Genomic DNA, 22,978 nt, shown 5'->3' with positions numbered 1-22,978 from the left:
CACCGGCCTGGCGAACAGGGTGCGCACCTCCACCCCCAGCGACAGCCGCCGCAGACGCTCCATCAGTTGTACCGCCAGCAGCGAGTGGCCGCCCAGTTCGAAGAAGTGGTCGTGGCGCCCGACCCGCTCGAGCCCCAGAAGCTCGGCCCAGATCTCGGCCAGCGCCGTCTCGATCTCGCCCCGCGGCGGCTCGTACGTCCGACGCGCATACGCATCATCTTCCGGCGCCGGCAGCGCCTTGCGATCGAGCTTGCCGTTCACCGTCAGCGGCAGCCCCGATAGCCGCACGAACGCCGAGGGCACCATGTAGTCCGGCAGCCGCGCACTCACATGCGCGCGCAAGGCGCCGGCCAACGTGCTTCCATCTTCCTCGTCCGAGCCGGCCTCGGGCGCGCACACCAGATAGGCCACAAGATGCTTGTCGCCGGCGCCATCCTGTTGCGCCACCACCACCGCCTCGCGCACCAACGGGTGCTCGCAAAGCCGCGCCGCAATCTCCCCGGGCTCGATCCGGAAGCCGCGGATCTTCACCTGCTCGTCGTTGCGGCCCAGGAACTCCAGATTGCCGTCCGGCAAGTACCGCGCAAGATCCCCGGTCCGGTACAGCCGGTCGCCCTCCACAAAGGGGCTGGCGATGAACCGCTCCGCCGTCAGCGCGGGCCGGTTCAGATAGCCCCGCGCAACTCCCGCCCCGCCAATGTAAAGCTCCCCCACCGCCCCAAACGGAACCGGCGCACCATGACCGTCCAGCAGATACACTCGCGTGTTGGCAATCGGACGGCCGATCGGGACAGCTGCGCCATCAAAATCATCCGGGCAACTCCAGGTCGTCGCGCAGACTGTTGCTTCGGTAGGTCCATAGGCGTTCACAATAGATGCTGCAGGCAGGCCTCGGATAAGTTCGGCCCTCGGGAGCTCTCCAGCAAGAATGAGAAGTTGCGGCGCCAAATATTCCAGATTCTGGCTTCCCTGAAGCAATGCTGGAGGCAACGTCGCATGCGTGATGGCTTCGTTTCGCAGATAATCCGATAGCTCTTTAGTCGATTGACGGAGCTCATCCGCAAGCAAATGCAATGCGGCTCCTGAGCCAAATGCCATGACAATTTCCGACGCACTGGCATCAAAACCAAAGGAGGCGAACTGCACCACTCGGCTGTTCGAACAAACGCCAAAAAGCACGATCTGAGCCAACCCCAGATTGACCAATCCCCGATGCTCGACCATGACGCCCTTTGGGGTGCCTGTTGAGCCTGAGGTGTAGATCACATAGGCGAGATGGCGTGAGCTCAGGCCGAGGGCACGCGGGTCGGGGTTCGAGGCCGGCAGCTCGGCCCAGGCCGGTGTCGCCGTCTCGAGATCGACCACCGTCACATCCCCCAGCGCATCGCAGCCAAGCGCCGATCGTCCCGCCGCATCGGCCAGCAGCAGCTGCGGCGCGGCATCGTCGAGCACCTGGCGCAGCCGCGCCGACGGATAGGCCGGATCCAGCGGCAGGTAGGCGCCACCCGCCTTGAGGATCGCCAACAGCCCCACCACCATCGCCGGGCTGCGTTCCAGGCAGATCGCCACCGGCTGGTCCGGCCTGACCCCGAGCCCGATCAGGTGATGCGCCAGCCGGTTGGCCCGCGCATTGAGCTCGCCGTAGCTCAGGCGCTCGTCCTCGAAGACCACCGCCACCGCCTCCGGCGCCTTGCGCACCTGCTCCTCGAACAGCTCATGGATGCACTGCTGCTCAGGATACGGCGCCGCCGTCCGGTTCAGCTCCTCCAACAGATACGCGCGCTCAGCAGGTGGCAGGATATCCAGTTCGCGGACCGGCGTGTTCGGCGCATGCGCCAGCGCCTCGGCCAGTTGCTCGAGCGCCCGCTGCATGTAGCCGCAGACCCGCTCCGCAGAGATGCCCTCCACCACCTGCGCCGTCAGCCCGAGCGCCTCGCCAAAATCCTCCACCGCCAAGGTCAGCGGATAGTTGGTGCGTTCCTCCCCGCCCAGCCATTCCACGCCGGACAGCTCATCATCCGGTCCGGCGCCGGAGATTGCCGCCGGCGTGTTGTGGCGGTAGTTCAACAGCGCGCTGAACAGCGGCGCCGGCGCCGCAACGCCGCTGCAGCGTTGCGCCAGCGCCAGCGAGGCATGCTCGTGCGCCAAGAGCTCGGCCAGCCGGGCGTGCGTGGTCCGCACGCTCGCCTCGACCCCGGTCCCATCAAGATCAAGCCGCAGCGGCAGGGTGTTGATGAACAGGCCCATGGTACGGTCGCTACCAACGCCCCCATGCATGCGGCCGAACAGCAACGTGCCGAACACCACCTGCTCGCGGCCGCTGCTGCGCGCCACCACCTGCCCCCAGGCCAGATGGCATAGGCTCGCCAGGCTCACCCCAAGCCGCCGCGCCTGGCTGCGCAGCCGCGTGTGCAGCGCCTGCGGCAGCATCCGATGCGCTTCATTAACCCCGCCGCCGTCGCCGCGCACCTCGCTTAAGCCGAACGGCGTGGTCGGCTCATCGATGTCCGCCAGCATCGTCCGAAAGAACTCTTCATGCGCTTTGGCGTCCCCGCCGAGATGCGCCTGCGCCACCAGGTTGCGGAACGGCTGCGGGACTGCCAGCTCACGCTCACGTCCCTCCAGCACAGCCCGGACCTCGGCATGCATCACCTCCAACGTGGTATGATCCCCGATCAGATGATGCTGCAGCTCCAAAAGCAGCCAGCGCGCGCTGTCGGGCTCGCGCGCAATCACAAACCGCAACAGCGGCGCCCGGCCAAGATCGATGCGGTGCCGGCGCGGATCAAACCGTCTCCTGAGCTGCGCGTGGCCAGGACCGCCAGAGCCCAGCTCAACCTCGGTCACATCCAGCGGCGCCTTCCGCCACACCACCTGGGCCGGGCGCGACAGGCCCTCCCAGACATACGACGTACGCAGAATGTCGTGCCGATCCACCAGCCGCTGAACCGCGGCGAGATAGCGATCCAGCAGCCCACGCTCGGCAAACGCCATCTGCGAGACCAGCAGATACGGATCGCCCTTCGTCGCCAACAGATGATGGAACAGGATGCCGTCCTGCAGCGGCGACAACGCATAAATGTCCTGGATGTTGCCGATGCCACCGGGCACCGTGGCGACGATCCGGTCGATCTCTTCCTGCGCCAACTCGATCAGTGGCAGCATCTGCGGCGTAATCGAGCTGCTCTCTGCCGTGATCAGGTTGGCCGGGACCGCCACCTCGTGATGACACCCAAGGCTTGCGGCCAGATCGGCCAGCACCGGCCTGGCGAACAGGGTGCGCACCTCCACCCCCAGCGACAGCCGCCGCAGACGCTCCATCAGTTGTACCGCCAGCAGCGAGTGGCCGCCCAGTTCGAAGAAGTGGTCGTGGCGCCCGACCCGCTCGAGCCCCAGAAGCTCGGCCCAGATCTCGGCCAGCGCCGTCTCGATCTCGCCCCGCGGCGGCTCGTACGTCCGACGCGCATACGCATCATCTTCCGGCGCCGGCAGCGCCTTGCGATCCAGCTTGCCGTTCGGCGTCACGGGCAGCACCGCGAGCCGCACAAACGCAGCCGGCACCATGTGCTCCGGCAAGCGCACACTGACATGCGCCCGCAAGGTGCCGGCAAGATCAACTTCCGCAGCTTCGGCCGCATGCTCCGCCGCCGCAACCACATAGGCCACAAGATGCTTGTCGCCGGCGCCATCCTGTTGCGCCACCACCACCGCCTCGCGCACCAACGGGTGCTCGCAAAGCCGCGCCGCAATCTCCCCGGGCTCGATCCGGAAGCCGCGGATCTTCACCTGCTCGTCGTTGCGGCCCAGGAACTCCAGATTGCCGTCCGGCAAGTACCGCGCAAGATCCCCGGTCCGGTACAGCCGGTCGCCCTCCACAAAGGGGCTGGCGATGAACCGCTCCGCCGTCAGCGCGGGCCGGTTCAGATAGCCCCGCGCAACCCCCGCCCCGCCAATGTAAAGCTCCCCCACCGCCCCAAACGGAACCGGCTGGCCAAATCGATCCAACACGTACAACCGAAGATCGGGGATGCGCCCTCCAATCGGACTACCCGAGTTGGAAGTGTCAGACTGATCAAGCGGCCGATAGGTGACATGCACGGTCGTTTCCGTAATCCCGTACATGTTGATCAGTTTGGGGGCGCAATCGGAATGCCTTGCATACCACGGCTGCAGAATCGGTGGCTCCAGAGCCTCCCCACCAAAAACCACATATCGAATGCGGCTTCGAACACTGCTCTGAGACTTCACCTCCATGAGAGCTTTAAAGGCCGAGGGGGTCTGGTTCAGAACTGTGACGCCGGATTTGCAGATGAGATCATGGAAGTCAGAAGCAGAGCGAACCATATGGCTCGGCACGAGAACCAAACGCCCACCATAGCGCAGTGCGCCCCACAACTCCCAAACTGAGAAGTCGAACGAGAAGGAATGGAACAGGCACCATACGTCGTGTTCGTTGAAGCCATACCAGCTTTCGGTAGCCTCGAATAAACGAACTATCTGGGCATGCTCGACCATGACGCCCTTTGGGGTGCCTGTTGAGCCTGAGGTGTAGATCACATAGGCGAGATGGCGTGAGCTCAGGCCGAGGGCACGCGGGTCGGGGTTCGAGGCCGGCAGCTCGGCCCAGGCCGGTGTCGCCGTCTCGAGATCGACCACCGTCACATCCCCCAGCGCATCGCAGCCAAGCGCCGATCGTCCCGCCGCATCGGCCAGCAGCAGCTGCGGCGCGGCATCGTCGAGCACCTGGCGCAGCCGCGCCGACGGATAGGCCGGATCCAGCGGCAGGTAGGCGCCACCCGCCTTGAGGATCGCCAACAGCCCCACCACCATCGCCGGGCTGCGTTCCAGGCAGATCGCCACCGGCTGGTCCGGCCTGACCCCGAGCCCGATCAGGTGATGCGCCAGCCGGTTGGCCCGCGCATTGAGCTCGCCGTAGCTCAGGCGCTCGTCCTCGAAGACCACCGCCACCGCCTCCGGCGCCTTGCGCACCTGCTCCTCGAACAGCTCATGGATGCACTGCTGCTCAGGATACGGCGCCGCCGTCCGGTTCAGCTCCTCCAACAGATACGCGCGCTCAGCAGGTGGCAGGATATCCAGTTCGCGGACCGGCGTGTTCGGCGCATGCGCCAGCGCCTCGGCCAGTTGCTCGAGCGCCCGCTGCATGTAGCCGCAGACCCGCTCCGCAGAGATGCCCTCCACCACCTGCGCCGTCAGCCCGAGCGCCTCGCCAAAATCCTCCACCGCCAAGGTCAGCGGATAGTTGGTGCGTTCCTCCCCGCCCAGCCATTCCACGCCGGACAGCTCATCATCCGGTCCGGCGCCGGAGATTGCCGCCGGCGTGTTGTGGCGGTAGTTCAACAGCGCGCTGAACAGCGGCGCCGGCGCCGCAACGCCGCTGCAGCGTTGCGCCAGCGCCAGCGAGGCATGCTCGTGCGCCAAGAGCTCGGCCAGCCGGGCGTGCGTGGTCCGCACGCTCGCCTCGACCCCGGTCCCATCAAGATCAAGCCGCAGCGGCAGGGTGTTGATGAACAGGCCCATGGTACGGTCGCTACCAACGCCCCCATGCATGCGGCCGAACAGCAACGTGCCGAACACCACCTGCTCGCGGCCGCTGCTGCGCGCCACCACCTGCCCCCAGGCCAGATGGCATAGGCTCGCCAGGCTCACCCCAAGCCGCCGCGCCTGGCTGCGCAGCCGCGTGTGCAGCGCCTGCGGCAGCATCCGATGCGCTTCATTAACCCCGCCGCCGTCGCCGCGCACCTCGCTTAAGCCGAACGGCGTGGTCGGCTCATCGATGTCCGCCAGCATCGTCCGAAAGAACTCTTCATGCGCTTTGGCGTCCCCGCCGAGATGCGCCTGCGCCACCAGGTTGCGGAACGGCTGCGGGACTGCCAGCTCACGCTCACGTCCCTCCAGCACAGCCCGGACCTCGGCATGCATCACCTCCAACGTGGTATGATCCCCGATCAGATGATGCTGCAGCTCCAAAAGCAGCCAGCGCGCGCTGTCGGGCTCGCGCGCAATCACAAACCGCAACAGCGGCGCCCGGCCAAGATCGATGCGGTGCCGGCGCGGATCAAACCGTCTCCTGAGCTGCGCGTGGCCAGGACCGCCAGAGCCCAGCTCAACCTCGGTCACATCCAGCGGCGCCTTCCGCCACACCACCTGGGCCGGGCGCGACAGGCCCTCCCAGACATACGACGTACGCAGAATGTCGTGCCGATCCACCAGCCGCTGAACCGCGGCGAGATAGCGATCCAGCAGCCCACGCTCGGCAAACGCCATCTGCGAGACCAGCAGATACGGATCGCCCTTCGTCGCCAACAGATGATGGAACAGGATGCCGTCCTGCAGCGGCGACAACGCATAAATGTCCTGGATGTTGCCGATGCCACCGGGCACCGTGGCGACGATCCGGTCGATCTCTTCCTGCGCCAACTCGATCAGTGGCAGCATCTGCGGCGTAATCGAGCTGCTCTCTGCCGTGATCAGGTTGGCCGGGACCGCCACCTCGTGATGACACCCAAGGCTTGCGGCCAGATCGGCCAGCACCGGCCTGGCGAACAGGGTGCGCACCTCCACCCCCAGCGACAGCCGCCGCAGACGCTCCATCAGTTGTACCGCCAGCAGCGAGTGGCCGCCCAGTTCGAAGAAGTGGTCGTGGCGCCCGACCCGCTCGAGCCCCAGAAGCTCGGCCCAGATCTCGGCCAGCGCCGTCTCGATCTCGCCCCGCGGCGGCTCGTACGTCCGACGCGCATACGCATCATCTTCCGGCGCCGGCAGCGCCTTGCGATCGAGCTTGCCGTTCACCGTCAGCGGCAGCCCCGATAGCCGCACGAACGCCGAGGGCACCATGTAGTCCGGCAGCCGCGCACTCACATGCGCGCGCAAGGCGCCGGCCAACGTGCTTCCATCTTCCTCGTCCGAGCCGGCCTCGGGCGCGCACACCAGATAGGCCACAAGATGCTTGTCGCCGGCGCCATCCTGTTGCGCCACCACCACCGCCTCGCGCACCAACGGGTGCTCGCAAAGCCGCGCCGCAATCTCCCCGGGCTCGATCCGGAAGCCGCGGATCTTCACCTGCTCGTCGTTGCGGCCCAGGAACTCCAGATTGCCGTCCGGCAAGTACCGCGCAAGATCCCCGGTCCGGTACAGCCGGTCGCCCTCCACAAAGGGGCTGGCGATGAACCGCTCCGCCGTCAGCGCGGGCCGGTTCAGATAGCCCCGCGCAACTCCCGCCCCGCCAATGTAAAGCTCCCCCACCGCCCCAAACGGAACCGGCGCACCATGACCGTCCAGCAGATACACTCGCGTGTTGGCAATCGGACGGCCGATCGGGACAGCTGCGCCATCAAAATCATCCGGGCAACTCCAGGTCGTCGCGCAGACTGTTGCTTCGGTAGGTCCATAGGCGTTCACAATAGATGCTGCAGGCAGGCCTCGGATAAGTTCGGCCCTCGGGAGCTCTCCAGCAAGAATGAGAAGTTGCGGCGCCAAATATTCCAGATTCTGGCTTCCCTGAAGCAATGCTGGAGGCAACGTCGCATGCGTGATGGCTTCGTTTCGCAGATAATCCGATAGCTCTTTAGTCGATTGACGGAGCTCATCCGCAAGCAAATGCAATGCGGCTCCTGAGCCAAATGCCATGACAATTTCCCACGCACTGGCATCAAAACCAAAGGAGGCGAACTGCACCACTCGGCTGTTCGAACAAACGCCAAAAAGCACGATCTGAGCCAACCCCAGATTGACCAATCCCCGATGCTCGACCATGACGCCCTTTGGGGTGCCTGTTGAGCCTGAGGTGTAGATCACATAGGCGAGATGGCGTGAGCTCAGGCCGAGGGCACGCGGGTCGGGGTTCGAGGCCGGCAGCTCGGCCCAGGCCGGTGTCGCCGTCTCGAGATCGACCACCGTCACATCCCCCAGCGCATCGCAGCCAAGCGCCGATCGTCCCGCCGCATCGGCCAGCAGCAGCTGCGGCGCGGCATCGTCGAGCACCTGGCGCAGCCGCGCCGACGGATAGGCCGGATCCAGCGGCAGGTAGGCGCCACCCGCCTTGAGGATCGCCAACAGCCCCACCACCATCGCCGGGCTGCGTTCCAGGCAGATCGCCACCGGCTGGTCCGGCCTGACCCCGAGCCCGATCAGGTGATGCGCCAGCCGGTTGGCCCGCGCATTGAGCTCGCCGTAGCTCAGGCGCTCGTCCTCGAAGACCACCGCCACCGCCTCCGGCGCCTTGCGCACCTGCTCCTCGAACAGCTCATGGATGCACTGCTGCTCAGGATACGGCGCCGCCGTCCGGTTCAGCTCCTCCAACAGATACGCGCGCTCAGCAGTCGACAGCAGATCAATCCGCCCCACCGCTTGTTGCGCATCGGCCATCACAGCAAACAACAAATTTTGCAAATGCTCCGTCAGGCGGTCAGAGCTGGCCCCGCAAATTCGGACAGTAGCTTGAGTGGATTTTCTGCCTGACAGCGGCGAGGATTCTTGCTGCGAATCAGGAGCGAAGATGACGAAGAAGAGCCGCCGGACGCATTCTCCGGCATTCAAGGCGAAGGTTGCTTTGGCTGCGGTCAAAGGCGACAAGACACTGGCGGAGCTGGCGCAACTGTTTGATGTTCATCCGAACCAGATCACGATCTGGAAAAACCAGCTCCTGGAAGGCGCCGCCGGCGTGTTTGGGCATGACAAGACATCGGCCGAGACGCCGGTCGATTTGAAGGCGTTACATGCCAAGATCGGCGAGCTGGCGTTGGAAAACGATTTTTTGTCCGGCGCGCTCACCAAGGCGGGCCTGCTGAGCGCAAAGCGATGATCGACCGCGATCATGATCTTTCTATCGTGCGCCAGGCGAAGGTCCTGAAGCTGGCTCGCAGCACGGTCTACTATGAACCTCGGCCAGTTTCGGCCGAGGACCTTGCCTTGATGCGTCGGCTCGATGAGCTGCATCTCGATTATCCCTTCGCGGGAGCGCGTATGCTGCGATCGTTGCTGCGGCGGGAGGGCGTATACGCCGGTCGCCGCCACATCGCGACGCTGATGAAGCGCATGGGGATCGAGGCGGTCTATCGTCGCCCGAACACGAGCAAGCCGGCTCCGGGTCACAAGATCTACCCGTACCTGTTGCGCGGATTGAAGATCGAGCGGCCCGACCATGCGTGGGCAATGGACATCACCTACATTCCGATGCGGCGTGGCTTCGTCTATCTCGCGGCGGTCGTCGATGTGTTCAGCCGACGGGTCCTGGCCCATCGCGTCTCGATCACAATGGAGGCGGCCTTCTGCGTCGAAGCGGTCCAGGAGGCGTTGGCGAAGCACGGCAGGCCCGAGATTTTCAACACGGATCAGGGCAGCCAGTTCACCAGCCTCGAGTTCACCGATGTGCTGCTGGACGCGAAGATCGCCATCAGCATGGACGGCAAGGGCGCCTGGCGCGACAACGTGTTTGTCGAGCGGCTCTGGCGCACGGTCAAATACGAAGAAGTATATCTCCGCGCCTACGACAGCGTGTCCGAGGCGCGAGCGTCAATTGCCAAGTATCTGGCCTTCTACAATCAGGGACGCCCTCACTCGAGCCTTGACGGGCGCACGCCCGACGAGGCTTACTTCGGCACGCAAGCTATGGTGATGGCCGCATGACCGTCGCCGACGGTTTTGTCGTCGCTCTGGTCGGGCTACGCCCTCCCGACGCAACGACAAAACCGTAAAGCCCCGCGTTCAGCATAACCCGGCAGGAATCCACTTAAATCCAGCGGGGCGCTGTCCAAACAACCGGGGCCAGCTCTGTCGACCTGCCTTGGAGCCAAGCGACCTGCATCAAAGTGCCATCGGAAGCTGCCATCCAGAGCGCAAACCTCAAACGTCAAGAGATCGCCGGATAGGACCGTTTCAGAAGTCGGGCTCGAAGCTAGATCATCCGCAGCGCAACAGCTGTTTTCCGTAACAGTAACGCCCATCGGCCAAGGTCGGCGCGACCGTAGCGCCCCCATACCCCGCAACGTCGGGCAGCGCACGATAAGATCCCGCGCAAAGCTATCGTTCTCCCTCAGCTGAGCGCATTCGAAGGCGATTGCCCTGTGCACCTCTGCAAAATCACGATCAAGATCAATGGTAACTTGCATGGGCACGACAGAGGCAACAAGCATCTCCATCGACGATTTCAACCCGGCTCGCGATCCGCTCGGCGCGGGAGTCCATCCCAATTGAAGCTCTGATTCACCAGTGATGCGGGCGAGATATATCAGCCAAGCACTCAGCAAGTGTTCAGTGCGATCAACTGCCGACAACTCGGCCAAAGCAATTGGAATGAGTCGGGAACTCGACTGCCATCTGGGCGAAGCCATAGCCTCTGAAGACGACAGAAAAGGAAGCTGCGACATTTTGAACTGCTGAAGCCGCTGTCGCCAAAAATCCTCCCGAGGCGCCAGCATTTCGTGCGCAACGGTTATGCTCCGCGCCTCGTCATCGCTCAAGATCGGGAGGCGATCGCCTACATAAAGATCGCAGCGCCGCGCGAGTGTCTGCGCGTCCAAAACTTCAGCACCTAAACTGCCAAAGAAGACATAAACGTCATTTGTACCCGTCGCCACCCGCCAATGGCCGGGGTCGACTTCAACCAGGGAGCCCGCTGAAAAGCCCGAGCGGCCAGACGACACCTCCAAGCACCTGACTGCGACAACGTCATCGCCCACAAGAGCCTTAGACAGACATAACGGATTGAAATGATACAGCCCGAAATCTAAGGCGCGTGTCGTCGCTGACAGATCTTGCGCGGAGCGACCCCATCGCAGACAGCCTGCCGCATCTGGACGTCGACGTCTCGGAAAGTAACTTCTGTCCGCCAGCGCCTGCGGCCAGCTACTTAACGCCCCATTCGCTAGACCGGTTAAAAGCTCGCGGAAGCTCTCGACTGCAGCCTCATAACATTTGAGGTTCAGAGTTAACGCCGTGTCGATGGGCGCAATCAAGACTTGGCGCTGAACAACCAGGTCCCCCGTATCAACACCATCATCGATACGATGCCACGTGATGGCATATTCGGTCTCTTGGGCCAGCAGCGCCCAAGACGTCGCATGAACTCCAGCATACCGCGGTAATGGACCGTCATGATAGTTGAAAGCGCCTCGTCGTACGAGACTCATCACATCCGGTGGCAATACGAATGGGTTGGCGACGGAAAACACCCACTCCACTGACTCGGTGTTGAGCACTATCGAGAGCTCTTCAACGCTCGCGACACACAAGATATTAGCGCGAGCAGCCCAATCGCGGAATATGGCGTCGACACACAGCGCCACGCGGATGACGTGCCCCATCTCCATTGCTAGCTGAGCGCACCCAATGGCTAACGTACCGCCACCAACAAAGACCGTAGAACCGATTGGTGACACTAGGGGTCTCTGCTCATCCAAATCGCCTGCTTCGCTGCTCAACAATGCCAACCCACATGGGTCATGGAGCTATCGCTGAAAGTTGGTGACGGCGGGAATCGGGAAGGCGGCATATCGTGGGGGTGCTTGACGCCTCCACTTCTCCACCGAAGGAGCGATATGCCGTGTCCAACGATAACGTCACCAAGCTGATTCAGCCAGGAGTGTTCGACGACCAACTCACCGAAATCTTGCGTAACGGGGCCCGCGCTCTGTTGGCGCAGGCGGTCGAGGCCGAGGTCGCGGACTTTCTCGGCAAGCATGCCGATGTGAAGACCGAGGACGGCCAGCAGCGTGTGGTCCGCCACGGTCACCTGCCGGAGCGCGAGGTGATGACCGGGATCGGTCCAGTCTCCGTCCGCCAGCCGCGTGTGCGCGATCGCGAGGCCGCCGCCGATCCCGACCGTATCCGGTTCTCGCCATCGGTCGTGCCGCCCTACATGCGGCGGTCGAAGTCGATCGAGACGCTGCTGCCGATCCTCTATTTGAAGGGGATCTCGACCGGCGACTTCTCCGAGGCGCTGGCGGCGCTGCTCGGCAAGGATGCTGCCGGGTTGTCGGCATCCGCCGTTGGTCGCCTGAAGGACGGCTGGCTCGACGAGTACGCCGCGTGGCAAAAGCGCGATCTTTCGGCCAGGCGCTATGTCTACATCTGGGCCGATGGCATCCATCTCGAAGCTCGCCTCGAGGACGAGAAGCAGTGCATCCTGGTGCTGATCGGCGCGACGCCGGAAGGCCGCAAGGAACTGGTCGGCTTCACCGATGGCGCCCGCGAGAGCGCGCACGATTGGCGCGATCTGCTGCTCGATCTGAAGCGGCGTGGGCTCGACGTGTCGCCGCGGCTCGTCATTGCCGACGGCGCGCTCGGGTTCTGGAAGGCCGCCGGTGAGGTCTGGCCGACAACACGCGAGCAGCGCTGCTGGGTGCACAAGACCACCAACGTGCTCGCCAAGCTGCCAAAGAGCCAGCAGCCGAAAGCCAAACGCGCGCTGCAGGAGATTTGGATGGCGGAGTCCAAGGCCACCGCCGAGCTGGCATTCGACGCCTTCATCGAGAGCTACACACCCAAATACGAAAAGGCGGCCGACTGCCTCGGCAAGGATCGGGACACGCTGCTGGCTTTCTACGACTTCCCCGCCGAGCACTGGAAACACCTGCGGACGACCAATCCCATTGAAAGCACCTTCGCCACCGTGCGCCACCGCACGATCCGATCGAAGGGTTGCCTGTCCAACAGGACGGCGCTCGCGATGGTCTTCAAACTGGCCGAGGCCGCGCAGAAAAGTTGGCGTCGACTCGATGGTCACAACCAGTTGCCAAAACTCGTGCTCGGTGTGACATTCAACGACGGGATTGAGGTCATCGCCAAGCACGGCTGACCGTGAGCCCAAAACCGCCGCCGCCTGACCGGCCCGGCCGTCACCAAAATTTGGCGATAGCTCTGGGTCATGACGATCGCGCTTCACATCCATGATAAAGCCTTATCTCTGCCACTAGCGTGGCACCCCACTTCAACGGCAGGTCGATTGACCGGCCAAGCCCCCACAATCCGCACAGGATCTGCGACGACTAGCGATTAAACTTGGCGGCATGTGATACGCCCGACCGCTTGGCCACCAACTCTGAACATGACTAGAGATACGCCAGCGCATCAGCTAATTGCCTATCTAAGCCAACACTGACATCCTTCCATCGCCGTCAGCTCCTGAGAAAACTAGGTCCGCACCCACTGCTGGCGTCGGATCGCCCCGCTTCAGCTGTAGATTGACGCTCGCCAGCTCGATCTGCCACGAATGGCTCGCGGCACCTCTCACCTGGAACGTGGCGCGCAGCACCTCCTCCTTGGCACCGTTGTGGCCAAGTCATCGCCAGAACTCCAAGCGACATGAGCATGTGAGAGACCTCGCGACGGGTGCGCGCCATGGAAGCGGCAGCATCAGCATGCCATGGACATGGATAAATCGAACAGGGTTGATCTGAACTCTTGGCGGAGTGCAGACCATTGTGATGTGACGCCCACCGTCGCAGCAATCGCCGTGCCAAAGACGTTCTGCAAGCTCTTTCCTAAAGAAAGATCTCGTCGTTTCGCGCCGAACGCGGAAATACTGCTGTCCAATTGTCGATCTTAGGACATTGACGGCTTGAACCGGACGAGCCGGGGATGTCCCGGGTTCTGTTGAATTTCTGAAGAGGTCGGCGTTGCCCACCTTGAGCCGGTAGGCTCGGGGTGCTGATTCCACAAAGGAGAGCAACGCCATGACGAGAGATATCACACCGGCTGGTTGGCCGGCGACCGGGGCTGTGGACGAGGCGTTTGCGGAAGTGCGGGCGAGCTTCGATCGGTTCTGCCTGGCGGCAGGGATCGAGGCGCTCGGCATGATGATGGAGGCGGATGTTGTGGCGGCCTGCGGACCGCGCCACGGTCGCGATGCGGCGCGGCGGGCGCACCGTTGGGGCCGAACGCGGGGACGGATTGGTTTCCACGGCGGCAAGATCGAAGTCGAGCGCCCGCGGGTTCGGGGCGTGGACGGCCGCGAGGTCACGATCCCGAGCTGGGAAACGGCGGCGCAGGAGGACTGGCTCGGTCGCTGGGCGATGAACCTGATGCTGATCAATGTGTCGACGCGCCGGTTCGGCCGCGCTGTCCGGCTGCCCGAGGGTGACGTGCCGGCACCGCCCCGATCGGGGGTTTCGAAGTCGGCGGCCTCGCGGAGGTTCGTAGCGCTGTCGGCGGCGCGGCTGGCCGATTTCATGGCTGCCGATCTGTCCGCGCTCGACCTTCTGGTGGTCCAAATCGACGGGCTGCATCTCGGCGACGATCTCGTGCTGGTCGCCGCGATCGGAGTTGACGGCGAAGGCAACAAGCATCCGTTGGCGCTGGTGGAAGATGCTCGTCCGCCGCGATCCCCAGGAGCGTTGTCGTCTCCTTCGAACTGATCAGCTTTCTTCTACCCACCCGCAATCTCCCGCTGCCCTACAGGGACTCATCTCCAATGGGCAAGTGGTTCAGAACTAGTACCCACTTTTCTTGGAACGTGAGTCGTGATTCAAGGTCGGGATGATACCCGAAGCAAGAGAAGTCCACCTTTCGAGGAAAGATCGCAAGGTGCTTGAGGCGTGCTGTCGCTCACCGGTGACGTTGCAGCGCGATTTGAAGCGGGCGCGGATAGTTCTGTTGGCGGCGGATGGGCGCAGCACCCGGTCGATCGCCAAGGAAGTTGGGGTCCAGCCGCGGATTGTCAGCCTTTGGCGGCATCGCTATGCCGACCATGGCCTTGAAGGGCTGCAAGACAAGCCGCGGCCTGGCAAGCAGCCGATCTATACGAAGACGACCGACAAGCGGATTCTGAAGCTGCTGGATAAGCCGCCACCGCAAGGGTTTGCGCGCTGGACCGGCCCCCTGCTGGCCGAGGCGCTGGGCGATGTCGATGTCCAATATGTCTGGCGGTTCCTGCGCAGCCACAAGATTGACCTGGTGGCTCGAGTCCTGGTGCGAGAGCAACGACCCGAACTTTACGGCCAAAGCCGCCGATGTTGTCGGCCTCTATGTCGCGCCGCCGGCGAAGGCCATTGTGCTGTGCGTGGACGAGAAGCCCTCGATCCAGGCTTTGGAGCGAGCGCAGGGTTATCTGAAGTTGCCCAATGGCCGCGCCTTAACCGGCCAAAGCCACGATTACAAGCGGCATGGCACCACAACATTGTTTGCGGCGCTCGAAGTCGCCACCGGAAAGATCATCGCGACCCATTCAAAACGCCGGCGCCGCGTCGAGTTTCTCGATTTCATGAACAGCGTCACCGCGACTTTTCCGAACCGCAAGCTTCACGTCATCCTCGACAACCTCAACACCCATAAAAAGAACGAGGACTGGCTCAAGGCCCACCCCAACGTGCAATTTCATTTCACGCCGACAAGTGCGTCATGGCTCAATCAGGTCGAAGTATGGTTTTCCATCTTGCAGGGGCAGTCGCTCAGCGGCACCTCCTTCACGAGCCTCAAGCAGCTTCAGGAACACATCGATGCCTACGTCAACGCATACAACGACAGAGCCGAGCCCTTCGTCTGGACCAAGAAAAAGGTCCGTCAACGCCGTTTCAAAGGCCGCCGTATCACTCAGCTCTGATTCCGGGTACTAGCCGCAAGGATGCAACCGGCCAGCCGGTTCTTCTACAGATCTCTCACGAGTGTTCGCACTTCGTTCGATCTTAGCGTGTCTGGAGGAACAGCTCTTGTTCCGACCCCGGGTTAGCTTGGGTTTGTCGAGTTCGGCAAACAGTTCGGCGCGGCTTGAGCCGAAGCCACGCATTTGACGAGCATTGAGTTCGTCGACGAGTGTCTTGATGGCGGCGTTGAGCTCGGCCCGGGAAAAGAAGCGCTGATTGCGCAGCCGGGCCAGAATCCAGCGCTGGGCGATTTGCACCGCGACCTCGACCTTCGCCTTGTCTTTTGGGCGCCGCGGCCGTGCGGCGAGAATGGCCGTGCCGTAATGGCTCGCCATCTCGGCATAAGTGCGATTGAGGCCGGGATCGTAGCGGTCGGGGTTGCTGACGGCGGCTTTGAGGTTGTCGCAGACCACGAACGTCGGCGTTCCGCTCAAAAACGTGAACAAGTTGACGTGGGCCCGGATCCAGTCGGCCAAGCTCTCGCTGGGGCAGGCCTCGGCGTAGGTGTAGTTCGAAGCGCCCATCGCCGCGACGAACAGCTTCATCGGCTGCACTTCCCCGGTCAGGGGATCGACGATGTCGATGGTGTCGCCGGCGAAATCCACGAACACCTTCTCGCCGCCCAGATGAATCTGCCGCATCGAAGGTCGGACCCGCCCCTTCCAGGCCTCGTAGGTAGTGCAGAACCACGTGTACCCGAAACCGTCGGGATTAACGGCGCGATACTCCTCCCAGAGCAGGCGACGGGTTACGTTGCGCCGGCGGAGCTCTTTATCGATGTAGCTCCAGTCGGGCACCGGCCGCTGCGGGCTCTGAGACGCTGGTCGTGGGGCCGGGAAAAGCAAAAGCTCCAGGTCTTCATCGGTCATTCCCTCCGGAAGCGGCCAGCTCAACCCAGCAGAGCGGGCGCGGCTCAGGTAGCTGTGCACAACGCCGTTGCTGACGCCCACGCTCCGCGCGATGGCCCGCTCTGGCAGGCCTTGAAAATGTTTTAACCGAAGGACTTCCTTGATCCGGCGCATCGACAATCTCTGGGTAGGCATTGGACTTCCTCGTTAACCACGAGGTCATCCCTAAGCCGGTTGAGTTGTCGGCCGAAGCGCTGCAAGGCTCCGAAAGCCTTGCTCACGATCCCGCGAAATCGTTGCTCACGATCGTCTGAAATCTCTGCTCACGATCCCCTGAAATCCGCGCTCACGATCCCCCGAAACGCGCAACTGGAAGTACGGATCGTGGACCCAGCGCTCGCACACCCCCTCATCGGACAGGCCGTAGATGTGCTTGAGCAGCAGCAATCCGATCATGAATCGGGTCGCGATACCCGGCCTACCGTTGTCGCTGTAGAGCGGCGCGATCTCGCCGTCGATCCAGTCCCAATCGATCCTGCCGGCGAGCAGAACCAGCTCGTGTCGCATGTTGATGATCTGGTCCAGCCGGGACCGGAACAGATTGTTCGAGCCTGTCGTCCTGTGCTTCTTTGGTCGCATCGGTGCCTCCGATGCAGCACAGAATCACGGTTCGCAGCGGCAGGGAAATCCAAAATCGAAATTGCAGGGTTTTGGGCTGTGAAGCCTCAATCCCCTGCAATCTCAAATGCCGCCACAAGCGGAAAACAGACTCCCAATCAAGTGCTTGGAGGCTTGTTCACGGACAACTATTCAATCACGCGATCGATGCTTTTTGCGCTGCCGGTCGTGCTTGAATCGGCGAAACCGAACCTAAAGGCGATCGAGGGCTCAAAGGATCTCGCCGACTCGCCGCAGAATGTAGCCCGATGATCGCCCGCCCCGTGTGGCCTGCGATTGGCTATTTGCGCATACACCGTATTTTATCGGGGTTTCACTAGGCGTGGAAAACTCTAGTACCCGGAATCAGAGCTGAGTGATACGGCGGCCTTTGAAACGGCGTTGACGGACCTTTTTCTTGGTCCAGACGAAGGGCTCGGCTCTGTCGTTGTATGCGTTGACGTAGGCATCGATGTGTTCCTGAAGCTGCTTGAGGCTCGTGAAGGAGGTGCCGCTGAGCGACTGCCCCTGCAAGATGGAAAACCATACTTCGACCTGATTGAGCCATGACGCACTTGTCGGCGTGAAATGAAATTGCACGTTGGGGTGGGCCTTGAGCCAGTCCTCGTTCTTTTTATGGGTGTTGAGGTTGTCGAGGATGACGTGAAGCTTGCGGTTCGGAAAAGCCGCGGTGACGCTGTTCATGAAATCGAGAAACTCGACGCGGCGCCGGCGTTTTGAATGGGTCGCGATGATCTTTCCGGTGGCGACTTCGAGCGCCGCAAACAATGTTGTGGTGCCATGCCGCTTGTAATCGTGGCTTTGGCCGGTCAAGGCGCGGCCATTGGGCAACTTCAGATAACCCTGCGCTCGCTCCAAAGCCTGGATCGAGGGCTTCTCGTCCACGCACAGCACAATGGCCTTCGCCGGCGGCGCGACATAGAGGCCGACAACATCGGCGGCTTTGGCCGTAAAGTTCGGGTCGTTGCTCTCGCACCAGGACTTGCGAGCCACCAGGTCAATCTTGTGGCTGCGCAGGAACCGCCAGACATATTGGACATCGACATCGCCCAGCGCCTCGGCCAGCAGGGGGCCGGTCCAGCGCGCAAACCCTTGCGGTGGCGGCTTATCCAGCAGCTTCAGAATCCGCTTGTCGGTCGTCTTCGTATAGATCGGCTGCTTGCCAGGCCGCGGCTTGTCTTGCAGCCCTTCAAGGCCATGGTCGGCATAGCGATGCCGCCAAAGGCTGACAATCCGCGGCTGGACCCCAACTTCCTTGGCGATCGACCGGGTGCTGCGCCCATCCGCCGCCAACAGAACTATCCGCGCCCGCTTCAAATCGCGCTGCAACGTCACCGGTGAGCGACAGCACGCCTCAAGCACCTTGCGATCTTTCCTCGAAAGGTGGACTTCTCTTGCTTCGGGTATCATCCCGACCTTGAATCACGACTCACGTTCCAAGAAAAGTGGGTACTAGGTTGGGTTCGCCGGGGCTGGCGTTTCATTACGAGTAAGATTGCAACCGGCAAGGGGCCGCAGAGATGCGGCCCCTTTTCTGTGTGCCGAGTATGAACGACAGCTTGGAGGTGGAAGTCCTCTACCCAGCCTGATGGTGGCGAAGGGTTAGCGAAGCGCAAGGGCGTCGTCGCAAGACGGGGTCTGAAGAAAGCGTGGAGCAAATCCGCGACCCGATGGACAAGAACCGGATAACGCCCCGTGGGTCGGTCAAAATCCCCCGGGTATGGTCACTTGAAACTCCCCCACCTGATGATCGCCGTCAGCGCCGCTGAACAGCAGTAGCCGGTCAGGCAGGACGTTTATGTTCGACCCCTTTAGCCAGCAAGGGGCCGGGGAGTTGAACGTCTTGAAGCGACATCTGCAAAGCACCGTACTTACATTACTTGATCGCAACACCAGCCAGCGCGAGATTCACCGGCTGACGGGTGTCGATCGCAAGACGATCCGGCGTTATCAGGCGCTGCGGGCTGGTGCGGAGGCAAATTCCCCCGGGGAAGTGACCACCGGCTCGGTGAGCGCGGACGGCCAAATTCCTCCACCCCGACCACCGGCTTTTGGGACATCGGAAGCGACGGTTACCAGCAGCCTGGCCCGTTCGGCTTGCGAAGCGCATCGGACGTGGATCGAAGAACAGGTCCGGCTGAAGCGGAACGCGCAGGCGATTTACCAGGACCTGGTTGATCAATTTGGCTTTCCGTCCAGCTACCAGAGTGTCAAGCGGTTTGTGCGCCGGTTGCGGCACGCTGATCCTGAGCAGTTTGATCGTCTTGAGTTCCTCCCCGGCGAGGAAGCTCAGGTCGACTATGGCGAGGGCGCGCCGACGGTTGATCCGAAGAACGGGCGGTACCGTCGTCCCCGCCTGTTCGTGATGACGCTACGCTACTCGCGGCGCAGCTTCCGGCGGGTAGTCTGGAAGTCCAGCCAACAAGTCTGGGCGCAGCTCCACGAAGAGGCGTTCCGGTATTTTGGCGGGGTCCCCATGCGCGTTTCGGGGGATCGTGAGCGCGGATTTCAGGGGATCGTGAGCAGAGATTTCAGACGATCGTGAGCAACGATTTCGCGGGATCGTGAGCAAGGCTTTCGGAGCCTTGCAGCGCTTCGGCCGACAACTCAACCGGCTTAGGGATGACCTCGTGGTTAACGAGGAAGTCCAATGCCTACCCAGAGATTGTCGATGCGCCGGATCAAGGAAGTCCTTCGGTTAAAACATTTTCAAGGCCTGCCAGAGCGGGCCATCGCGCGGAGCGTGGGCGTCAGCAACGGCGTTGTGCACAGCTACCTGAGCCGCGCCCGCTCTGCTGGGTTGAGCTGGCCGCTTCCGGAGGGAATGACCGATGAAGACCTGGAGCTTTTGCTTTTCCCGGCCCCACGACCAGCGTCTCAGAGCCCGCAGCGGCCGGTGCCCGACTGGAGCTACATCGATAAAGAGCTCCGCCGGCGCAACGTAACCCGTCGCCTGCTCTGGGAGGAGTATCGCGCCGTTAATCCCGACGGTTTCGGGTACACGTGGTTCTGCACTACCTACGAGGCCTGGAAGGGGCGGGTCCGACCTTCGATGCGGCAGATTCATCTGGGCGGCGAGAAGGTGTTCGTGGATTTCGCCGGCGACACCATCGACATCGTCGATCCCCTGACCGGGGAAGTGCAGCCGATGAAGCTGTTCGTCGCGGCGATGGGCGCTTCGAACTACACCTACGCCGAGGCCTGCCCCAGCGAGAGCTTGGCCGACTGGATCCGGGCCCACGTCAACTTGTTCACGTTTTTGAGCGGAACGCCGACGTTCGTGGTCTGCGACAACCTCAAAGCCGCCGTCAGCAACCCCGACCGCTACGATCCCGGCCTCAATCGCACTTATGCCGAGATGGCGAGCCATTACGGCACGGCCATTCTCGCCGCACGGCCGCGGCGCCCAAAAGACAAGGCGAAGGTCGAGGTCGCGGTGCAAATCGCCCAGCGCTGGATTCTGGCCCGGCTGCGCAATCAGCGCTTCTTTGTCAATCGGCGTTTGACTGGGACCCCCTATCGGCCTCCAAAAGGGACCCCTTTGATCGGCGTGCTCTGCTGGTAGCGCTCGGGTCGTCGGAGCTGGTCGGGGTTGCGGAGACGGCGCGAGCGCGGGTTGTTTGAACATCGTCGCGGCTTTTGAATCGCCAGCTGTCGTTGCCGGTCTCGACGATGTCGCAGTGATGGGTCAATCGGTCGAGTAGCGCGGTGGTCATTTTGGCATCGCCGAACACGCTCGGCCATTCGCCGAACGCAAGATTTGTGGTGACAATGACTGAGGTGCGCTCGTAGAGCCGACTGATGAGATGGAACAAGAGCTGACCGCCGGATTGCGCGAACGGCAGATAGCCCAGCTCGTCGAGGACGATGAAGTCCATGCGGGTCAGATGCTCGGCGAGCCGTCCCTGCCGACCGTTGCGGGTTTCGGTCTCGAGCCGGTTGACGAGGTCGACGACGTTGTAGAAGCGTCCTCTAGCGCCATTGCGGATGCAACTTCTGGCGACGGCAATGGCCAGGTGTGTTTTGCCTGTACCGGTGCCGCCAACCAGCACGACGTTGCGTTGTTGGGCGATGAAGCCGCCGTCAGCGAGATCATTGACGAGAGTCTGATTGATCGGCGTGCCGTCGAACTGGAAGTCGGCGATGTCCTTGGCGAGCGGCAGCTTGGCAATGGTGAGCTGGTATTTGATCGACCTGGCTTGCTTCTCGTTGATCTCGGCGTTGAGCAGGTCGCCGACAATGCGCTGAGGTTCGTGCTGGCGCTTAACGGCAGTTGCCATGATCTCGTCGAAGGCAGCCTTCATGCCGTAGAGCTTGAGTTCGCCCATGAGGTCGAAGATTTGGGTTCGTTCCATCAGATGGTCCTCCGGAGGTTGTCGTAGCGGGCACAATCGGCGATCGGTGCATGACGGAGCGTCAGTGCGGCCGGCGTCATGATGTTGGCCGGTGGGGCGGGTTCACGTTGACGGGCCAGGATATTGAGAACGACATCGGCGGAATGAACGCCATGAGCGACCGCCTCGGCGCAGGCGGCTTCCACCGCGGGCAATCCGTCTGTCAGCACCGCATTGAGGATGTCGACCATCTGTCGATTGCCATCGTCGGCACCGGCGAGTTTGCGCCGTACACGCTCAATCGCTGCGGGCAGCACCCAGTCCTTGAAGGGAGCGCCATTACGCAAGGCACCGGGCTTGCGCACCAGCACGGGCACATAGTGCCAAGGGTCGTAGACCGTCTCGCCGCGACCGAATGATCGCGGGTGCTCGGCAACGATACGTCCATCCTGACGGATCACGATGCGATCGGCATAGGCTTGAACCTCGACCGGTCGTCCGACTGCGCTGGCTGCGACCGAGTACTTGTTGTTGTCGAAGCGCACCAGGCAGGTCTTCGAGACCGATGCCGTCACCGCATGGAAGCCGTCGAAGCGGCCGGCATAGGGAACGAGTTTGGGGCGTTCGGCTTCGAACACGTCCCAGATCGTCTGATCGGTCAGCTCCGGATGGCGATGAGCCTTGGCGTAGGCGATGCATTTGTCGAGCAGCCAGGCGTTTAACTCGTCGAGGGTTTTGAACCGCAGCCGCGGCGTGAAGAAGCGTTCCCGGACCAGCCCGACCTGGTTCTCGACTTGCCCCTTCTCCCAGCCCGACGCTGGCGTACAGGCGACCGGATCGACCAGATAGTGGCTGCACATCTGCAGGAAGCGGCGATTGTAGAGACGGCCTTTACCGACAAAGATCGTCTCCACCGCGGTCTTCATGTTGTCGTAGATGCCGCGGGTGCAGGTGCCTTTGAACAAGGCGAATGCCCGGTCGTGGGCGTCGAACACCATCTCCTGCGTCTCCCGCGGATAGGCCCGCACGAACAGCATGCGGCTGTGACAGAGCCGGACATGAGCAGCCTTCACCATCACCGTGGTGCCGCTCAGCAGGACGACCTCGTGGCTCCAGTCGAACTGGTAAGCTTCGCCGGGTGCAAAGCTCAGCGGCACATAAGCCGACGCTGTCGAGGTGCCGCGTTCCTTGCTCCACCGTCGTGCGTATCGACGAACCGCATCATAGCCGCCGGCATAACCCAGGCCGCGAAGCTCCTCGAATAGCCGGATCAGCGTCAGCCGTTCCCGCGCCGCCTTGCTCTCATTCCCTGCCAGCAACCGATCAAGCTCGGCACTCCAGGCACCCATCTTCGGGAGCGGCTGCGTCTCGCGCTCGTACCGGAACTCCGTCGCTTGAGAACGAATGACCTTGCGAACCACCTTCCGCGATACGCCAAGTTCTCGGCAGATCGCCTTGATCGGACGACCATCAACAAAGTAGGCGCGACGGATCTTACCAATCGTCTCCACCACCAGCATCC

At 62.5% G+C, this 22,978-nt stretch carries 4 protein-coding genes and 9 pseudogenes; 6 read left to right on the top strand and 7 right to left on the bottom strand.

The features are described from left to right. Window positions 1-42: 42 nt before the first annotated feature. Window positions 43-8,385, bottom strand: a pseudogene (locus ABIF91_RS44020) (amino acid adenylation domain-containing protein); the annotation flags it as partial. Window positions 8,386-8,515: 130 nt separating this feature from the next. Here ABIF91_RS44020 and ABIF91_RS44015 point away from each other — a divergent pair. Further along, a protein-coding gene (locus ABIF91_RS44015) for an IS3-like element ISRj2 family transposase (RefSeq protein WP_129557670.1) occupies window positions 8,516-9,645 on the top strand; the annotation gives its coding sequence in 2 pieces (ribosomal slippage) (window positions 8,516-8,768 and window positions 8,768-9,645; 1,131 coding nt in all). A 35-nt stretch (window positions 9,646-9,680) separates the two neighbouring features. On the opposite strand, the gene ABIF91_RS44010 is transcribed toward ABIF91_RS44015, so the two are convergent. Further along, window positions 9,681-11,321, bottom strand: coding sequence for a formyltransferase family protein (locus tag ABIF91_RS44010; protein ID WP_424579884.1), 1,641 nt, complete (start codon window positions 11,319-11,321; stop codon window positions 9,681-9,683). A gap of 239 nt (window positions 11,322-11,560) precedes the next feature. On the opposite strand from ABIF91_RS44010, the pseudogene ABIF91_RS44005 reads away from it, so the two are divergent. The 3 pseudogenes from ABIF91_RS44005 to ABIF91_RS43995 all read left to right on the top strand — a co-directional run bounded on the left by ABIF91_RS44005 (window position 11,561) and on the right by ABIF91_RS43995 (window position 15,556). Then, a pseudogene (locus ABIF91_RS44005) lies at window positions 11,561-12,842 on the top strand (IS256 family transposase). Window positions 12,843-13,691: 849 nt separating this feature from the next. Beyond that, window positions 13,692-14,327, top strand: a pseudogene (locus ABIF91_RS44000) (IS256 family transposase); the annotation flags it as partial. A gap of 166 nt (window positions 14,328-14,493) precedes the next feature. After that, window positions 14,494-15,556: pseudogene (locus ABIF91_RS43995) on the top strand (IS630-like element ISRj1 family transposase). A gap of 120 nt (window positions 15,557-15,676) precedes the next feature. Here ABIF91_RS43995 and istA (ABIF91_RS43990) read toward each other — a convergent pair. From istA (ABIF91_RS43990) to ABIF91_RS43980, 3 genes and pseudogenes are all read right to left on the bottom strand, one after another. After that, a pseudogene (gene istA, locus ABIF91_RS43990) lies at window positions 15,677-16,639 on the bottom strand (IS21-like element ISFK1 family transposase); the annotation flags it as partial. Window positions 16,640-16,813: 174 nt separating this feature from the next. Next, window positions 16,814-17,083, bottom strand: a pseudogene (locus ABIF91_RS43985) (transposase); the annotation flags it as partial. Window positions 17,084-17,467: 384 nt separating this feature from the next. Beyond that, window positions 17,468-18,532 carry an IS630-like element ISRj1 family transposase gene (locus ABIF91_RS43980; RefSeq protein WP_026192128.1) on the bottom strand — a complete coding sequence of 355 codons (1,065 nt, stop codon included), beginning with the start codon at window positions 18,530-18,532 and terminating at the stop codon, window positions 17,468-17,470. Window positions 18,533-18,920: 388 nt separating this feature from the next. Here ABIF91_RS43980 and ABIF91_RS43975 point away from each other — a divergent pair. Next, window positions 18,921-19,652, top strand: a pseudogene (locus ABIF91_RS43975) (IS21 family transposase); the annotation flags it as partial. Window positions 19,653-19,772: 120 nt separating this feature from the next. Further along, window positions 19,773-20,627: pseudogene (gene istA, locus ABIF91_RS43970) on the top strand (IS21 family transposase); the annotation flags it as partial. Here istA (ABIF91_RS43970) and istB read toward each other — a convergent pair. Both istB and istA (ABIF91_RS43960) read right to left on the bottom strand, forming a co-directional pair. Beyond that, on the bottom strand, window positions 20,614-21,477 hold the full coding sequence (gene istB, locus ABIF91_RS43965) for an IS21-like element helper ATPase IstB (RefSeq protein ID WP_038952122.1): 864 nt from the start codon (window positions 21,475-21,477) through the stop codon (window positions 20,614-20,616). The pseudogene istA (ABIF91_RS43970) and the gene istB sit on opposite strands and share 14 nt — an antisense overlap. After that, window positions 21,386-22,976, bottom strand: a pseudogene (istA, locus tag ABIF91_RS43960) (IS21 family transposase). Before istA (ABIF91_RS43960) ends, istB begins: the two are co-directional and overlap by 92 nt. Window positions 22,977-22,978: the final 2 nt, after the last annotated feature.

This window comes from Bradyrhizobium sp. USDA 241, assembly GCF_049739505.1.
Lineage (GTDB): Bacteria > Pseudomonadota > Alphaproteobacteria > Rhizobiales > Xanthobacteraceae > Bradyrhizobium > Bradyrhizobium liaoningense.
The sequence above is the reverse complement of the archived record's forward strand: the minus strand, read 5'-3'. Positions and strand labels throughout refer to the sequence as shown.